Source organism: Acinetobacter sp. YH16031 (genome assembly GCF_013417335.1).
In the GTDB taxonomy this organism is placed as follows: Bacteria; Pseudomonadota; Gammaproteobacteria; order Pseudomonadales; family Moraxellaceae; genus Acinetobacter.
Map to the genome: position 1 here is coordinate 1 of NZ_VPED01000067.1, position 4,883 is coordinate 4,883.

Consider the following 4,883-nt stretch of genomic DNA (forward strand, 5'->3'; position numbering starts at 1 on the left):
AGTACCAGCGTACGGCCCACAGAATGATGTCACGCTGAAAATGCCGGCCTTTGAATGGGTTCATGTGCAGCTCCATCAGCAAAAGGGGATGATAAGTTTATCACCACCGACTATTTGCAACAGTGCCGAAAATAGCATTGATTTAGAGCTTTATGATCCAAAGCATACTGCAACCAACCAAACACAGGGTTTGAAATTACTGAGCAGTGAAAAACCTAGAACATTAACCAATGTCCCACTTAAAGTAACGACCACTAATATTCCATTAAGACATAGTGCCGCAGTAAGGGCAGCAGAAACCATGCTGATGGCGGATAGTACAACTTCAACCACTTTTTATAATTGTACAACAGGTTTTAATGTGAAAAACGCTGCGGGTACAAAATTTGCGACCACAGCGGCTCACTGTAAGAATTACAAAATTACTGTAGATGACCGCAAGACAACTGGCAATGATAATATTGCACTAACCTTTGTGGGAGACTTCTGGAATGGTAGTCAGGATTTCCAAACCATGAGTTTAGTATCATCTACACATACCTTGAACCCAGAATTTTTCGCCAGTGACAATGTGGTCAAAACTCTAACTGGTCGACGTACACAAGGTAACACACCTGTTGGTACGTATGTCTGTCATTATGGAATGAAAACTGGTTATAGTTGTGGTACGGTTCAGTCGACCGCATTTAAAGCATTTGGTACTGACAATAAATGTGGACCATCAGGGGCAGGTGTGTGTAATGCAACATGGGTAAAAGTTTCAGGTCCAACGTTGGATTGTTGGGGTGGCGATAGTGGTGGTCCAATCTTTATTGGAAGTGTGGCGGCAGGGTTATTATCTACTGCAACTTATCAAGGCACATGGAGTTCTTCCATGAAAGGTCAGGGGTATTGCGGAGGTGCCGCCAAACCTAATGGATATATGACCTATATGTCTACTGATGAACTCTATAAAGAGGGTTACTCATTATTATACGGACAATAACGATGACTAGAATATTTATACTGATGTTCGTCGTTGGACTTTTGAGCGCTTGTCATAAGCCTTCATCAGCCGATCAGTCCAAGATACAAGAATTACAAGTGATGTCCTTTAGTGAGCAGACCTTGGCGCAATTTTCTTGGGAATTAATCGAGGCAACAAATGCTAATAGTGAACGTATAGATTCATTATTTCTGGCTTCAAAACCTGACCAACCTATCACGCTAAAATTTGCAGAAAAGATGCTGTATATTGGGAATTTGTTTTGTAATATAAATTCGATTGGTATTCATTTTAAGGGCAATCATTTATATGCTGAACAACCAATTGTTGCCACAATGATGGGCTGTCCTGATGATATCAACTTACGTGAAAGTACGATGATAGATATTCTGGTGAATGCTCCCACATTATATCTTCAATCTCGTAAGGGGCAGGCACAACTGCTTATAGAAACACAAAAAAAAGAGAAATTGATTTTTAAAGGTGTTCAAGTCAACAAGTAGTCTAAATTCTTGCAGTACACTGATGAAAATCATAAGGTAAAGTTAGATATGAGGAAGCCCAATCATTTAGTTGGGCTTCTTTGTTTAAATATAATTTTAAGAGCCGGTAACTTATTTTCTGTAAGTTCCCTTTTACTATTTTTCTTTTGAGTATTTTATTAATCTAATTCTTTTACGCACTCAATAAGTATTACCACTATACCAACTCTTAGAAAGAGCTTTGAATTCCCTATTTAACATAATGGTGGTTATACGCAATACACTTGTATATTAATATAAATATCAATCACTTGAAAATTTAGCCATGACTAAGAAAAAGCAAAAAATCGGCTTTTGTAATAAGTTGGTGAGTTTTTAAGCAGATCTGTAATATTTTGCCAGTAAATTTGATTAAAAAACGATCAATTTGGCAATCAGTGCCCATTTCATCGGCTTTCAGGATCCGAAACTATCCCCAATGGCTGTGGATAAAATTTAGGCTATTTTGTACGCCCTGGCGCACAACAATCTCGGCTCTTTGCGGCTACCAGGAACAGTGGAATTTTCCTATGATGAACTCATCAGGAACAGGAAGTTCCAAACAACAAGAATAAGAAAGATCGCACCAGGAGCGTGAGGTAAGACAGGAGTCATACCTAGCAACCCAATATGAGAAACCCCGGCAGGATGCTGGGGTTTTTTATTGTCTGCATTTAAGGTCTAATCAGTCTTAGCCAATTCATTTTGGTTGATAAGTTTAATCAGCGCATTTTGAACAAACTCATCAAGTTCAATCCCTTTTTCTTTTATGATGGTTTCTATCTTTGCTAGCGTTTCACTTTCTAATTCGAACTCGATTTCTGCTGATGTTTCCATGAGTAAATCATAGTTATTTTCGACTATCTTTTTAAAGGTTTCTTCTAGATCTTTTGTTGATGGAATATTGAAAGATAAGCGTAATGAGCTATTGATAATTTCAATATGGGTATACCCTAAATATTCAGTACTTTTTCCCACAAATCCTAAGTGCTTCATAAAAAACCTTAAATAAATATAGTAGAGAGCTGTCTAAATTAAGCCAGACTCTCTTTTACAAATTTTGGATCAACAATAAATAATCGAATAAGGGATGTTGCTGCTCCTGATGGTCTTCTCGCACCTTGTTCCCATGATTCAAGAGTACGTCTTGATACGCCAAGAATCTTAGCAAACTGATCTTGTGTTAGTTGAGCCTTTCTACGAGCTAACGCTACATCTGTCTCAGTGATTACGGTTCTTTTCGCTGCATTACTAGTAAGCATATCGTCGATGCCTTGTAATATTTCAGCTTCAATATCCCTAGTTGCTTCAAAAGCCTCAAGTTCTTTTTCAGTCATTAAACGAGTCATTTAGTTTCTCCACTAATGCTTGAAGAGTCTTCTTACTAAGCTGTACAGTTTGCTTTTTACTGTACAAGGTTAATAACCAAATCTCTCCATTTGCTAAACGATTAAAGTAGATGACTCTGACACCACCACTTTTACCTCTACCACCGCTAGTCCATCTAATCTTACGAATACCACCTGCATTAGGCTCTACATCTCCTGCTTCAGGATTTAATGCTAAGAATGTTTTGAATTCCTCATATTCTTCCTGAGTCCAATAAACAAGACAGTATTTAGTAAATAATGGAGTCTCACATATTGTATACATTGATTGCATTCATACTACCTTGTAGTAGTTTATTTTATACTACTTTGTGGTATTTTTAAATGATAATTCTTAGTTCTCAGGATTAAATGCCTATTTAAGTGATGTGCTGAAAAGGTTGCCGACACATAAAGTGACTCAGATTGAAGAATTGCTACCACACCGCTGGAAACCTGAACCGAATTAAAAAATAGGCATGGGGTTCAGCGGACGCTTACGTTCAATTCGTATAACCGCCATTATGTTAAATAGAATCAAAAAACCTCCAATAAAATCGTTATAGTATTATTATTTATTGAGTAGATAAGAGAATTAAATTAGTGAAATACTCAAATGAACAAATAGTAAAAGCACTCTTACTTGCTCCTTTACCTTTACTTTTTTTAACAACAGTCCTGTTTATCGCAGTGAATCACGAATACAGCCTATACTCGATTTTCGTAGTTCTTGTAGGACACGGTCTTATTTACTTGGCTTATTGTATTTTGACTGTGCCTTTTAGCTACATATTCTCAATTCTTTTAAATCGTTATAACAGTCTTAATTTATTAACCATCTGTATTACCTCTCTAATTATTGCTACTCCATTTTTTATTCTTTTAGGATGGGGGCATACTGGAAAGATTGCTGAAGATTGGTGGAAGATGTATACCAATACATGGGCTAGCTTTCTGGCTCTATTTCCTGGCTTATGTTATTGGCTGTTTTTAATTAACTTAAAAGATAAAGAATAGTTATGAAAAAAATATTATATTTTAATTTTTTAGCGATTATTTTGACTTACGTATCTTTGCTTTATCAAAAAAATATATTAGTTGCTCGCATAGTTGTAGATAAGCTTGAAAAAGTTAAAGTCATAGCTGGGGGATTTCCTCTCCAGTTCCTTATAGATGGTGAAACCTCTCCAGTCGGAAGTATAAGTATCAATCCTTTATTTATTTTCATCGGCATGGATCAATTTGTTTTTCTCAATTTTTTTATTGATTATTTATTTTGGATAAGTATTTTATTTGCTTTTTCTATGATTGTGAAAAAGTACAGAATTGTATAGATCTTCTAAAATTAACATAATACACGTTATACGAAGTTGAAAAATTGAGACTATAGCCTTAATTTTTATGTATTTTTTTAATTTAACACCTAGGCCAGTGCCTAGGTTTTTTCATCTCGTATAACAGCCATTATGTTAAATAATAGGGGCTTCTAAGTACGCGATTAGAAAATTTAGTCTTTAAGAGGAGAAATTTGTTCTAGCTTATCTTCAGGATTATTTTCTCTAATATGTATAATTCGATCATAATTTTCTACTCCTCGTAAGTGAGGTGGTGCAAATGCTGGATACTTGTTGAAAAAGTGCATTTTAATATTTAGTGCATGGTCTAAAATAAAAGCACATTCAATTCCATAGTACTTATCATTAATAAAAAAATTGTCTGTAGTTTCTATTAGTTCTTGGATAGCTAAATCCAATTTTTGAATTTTTTCATTAATATCTTTAGTTTTCTCTTCTATCTTTTTGTCCATTGGTATCACCTATAGAATTAAGTTTCCCTAAAATTAACATAATACACGTTATACGAAGCCAAAAATGGGGGCATGCAGCCATTGCTGTCCCACAATTTTTCACAAGAGGAAGCTCAAATGAGCTTCCTCTTGTTTTATGGGTATTTTATCGGGTGAAAATAAAGCTTTTAAAGTTCTTCTTTCAAACAAATTCACTTGAATTA

Annotated in this window: 8 protein-coding genes and 1 pseudogene; 5 read left to right on the top strand and 4 right to left on the bottom strand. The window is 35.4% G+C overall.

Annotated features, from left to right (window positions below; translation table 11 throughout):
* Together FTV31_RS17635 and FTV31_RS15430 are read left to right on the top strand one after the other, a co-directional pair.
* Positions 1 to 985 (top strand): S1 family peptidase (locus FTV31_RS17635; RefSeq protein WP_349665759.1); only part of this gene is annotated, 985 nt, incomplete at its 5' end.
* Between the two features lie 2 nt (positions 986 to 987).
* Positions 988 to 1,488: an META domain-containing protein gene (locus FTV31_RS15430; protein WP_074163995.1), complete on the top strand. Its 501-nt coding sequence runs from the start codon at positions 988 to 990 to the stop codon at positions 1,486 to 1,488.
* A 699-nt stretch (positions 1,489 to 2,187) separates the two neighbouring features.
* Here FTV31_RS15430 and FTV31_RS15435 read toward each other — a convergent pair.
* Genes FTV31_RS15435 through FTV31_RS15445 form a run of 3 tightly spaced genes read right to left on the bottom strand, consistent with a single transcriptional unit; the run spans position 2,188 to position 3,159 of the window.
* On the bottom strand, positions 2,188 to 2,502 hold the full coding sequence (locus FTV31_RS15435) for a hypothetical protein (protein ID WP_104505826.1): 315 nt from the start codon (positions 2,500 to 2,502) through the stop codon (positions 2,188 to 2,190).
* A gap of 38 nt (positions 2,503 to 2,540) precedes the next feature.
* Complete coding sequence (locus tag FTV31_RS15440) at positions 2,541 to 2,855, bottom strand: DNA-binding transcriptional regulator (protein ID WP_104505827.1); 315 nt, start codon at positions 2,853 to 2,855, stop codon at positions 2,541 to 2,543.
* Positions 2,836 to 3,159: a transcriptional regulator gene (locus FTV31_RS15445; protein WP_104505828.1), complete on the bottom strand. Its 324-nt coding sequence runs from the start codon at positions 3,157 to 3,159 to the stop codon at positions 2,836 to 2,838. Before FTV31_RS15445 ends, FTV31_RS15440 begins: the two co-directional genes overlap by 20 nt.
* An 88-nt stretch (positions 3,160 to 3,247) precedes the next feature.
* On the opposite strand from FTV31_RS15445, the pseudogene FTV31_RS15450 reads away from it, so the two are divergent.
* The 3 genes and pseudogenes from FTV31_RS15450 to FTV31_RS15460 form a co-directional block, all read left to right on the top strand.
* Positions 3,248 to 3,343, top strand: a pseudogene (locus tag FTV31_RS15450) (transposase domain-containing protein); the annotation flags it as partial.
* Positions 3,344 to 3,476: 133 nt separating this feature from the next.
* Positions 3,477 to 3,890 (top strand): hypothetical protein, encoded by a 414-nt coding sequence (locus FTV31_RS15455; protein WP_070155403.1) that lies wholly within the window; start codon positions 3,477 to 3,479, stop codon positions 3,888 to 3,890.
* Positions 3,891 to 3,892: 2 nt separating this feature from the next.
* Complete coding sequence (locus tag FTV31_RS15460; RefSeq protein ID WP_070155405.1) at positions 3,893 to 4,207, top strand: hypothetical protein; 315 nt, start codon at positions 3,893 to 3,895, stop codon at positions 4,205 to 4,207.
* 173 nt (positions 4,208 to 4,380) lie between these two features.
* Here the strand turns inward: FTV31_RS15460 and FTV31_RS15465 are convergent, their stop codons facing one another.
* Positions 4,381 to 4,680, bottom strand: coding sequence for a hypothetical protein (locus FTV31_RS15465; protein WP_000358348.1), 300 nt, complete (start codon positions 4,678 to 4,680; stop codon positions 4,381 to 4,383).
* Positions 4,681 to 4,883 lie beyond the last annotated feature (203 nt).

Excerpts from the sequence above, each read along its gene's own strand:
- FTV31_RS15430 (WP_074163995.1), top strand. The coding sequence starts at position 988 with ATGACTAGAATATTTATACTGATGTTCGTCGTTGGACTTTTGAGCGCT.
- FTV31_RS15435 (WP_104505826.1), bottom strand. The coding sequence starts at position 2,502 with ATGAAGCACTTAGGATTTGTGGGAAAAAGTACTGAATATTTAGGGTAT.
- FTV31_RS15440 (WP_104505827.1), bottom strand. The coding sequence starts at position 2,855 with ATGACTCGTTTAATGACTGAAAAAGAACTTGAGGCTTTTGAAGCAACT.
- FTV31_RS15445 (WP_104505828.1), bottom strand. The coding sequence starts at position 3,159 with ATGTATACAATATGTGAGACTCCATTATTTACTAAATACTGTCTTGTT.
- FTV31_RS15460 (WP_070155405.1), top strand. The coding sequence starts at position 3,893 with ATGAAAAAAATATTATATTTTAATTTTTTAGCGATTATTTTGACTTAC.
- FTV31_RS15465 (WP_000358348.1), bottom strand. The coding sequence starts at position 4,680 with ATGGACAAAAAGATAGAAGAGAAAACTAAAGATATTAATGAAAAAATT.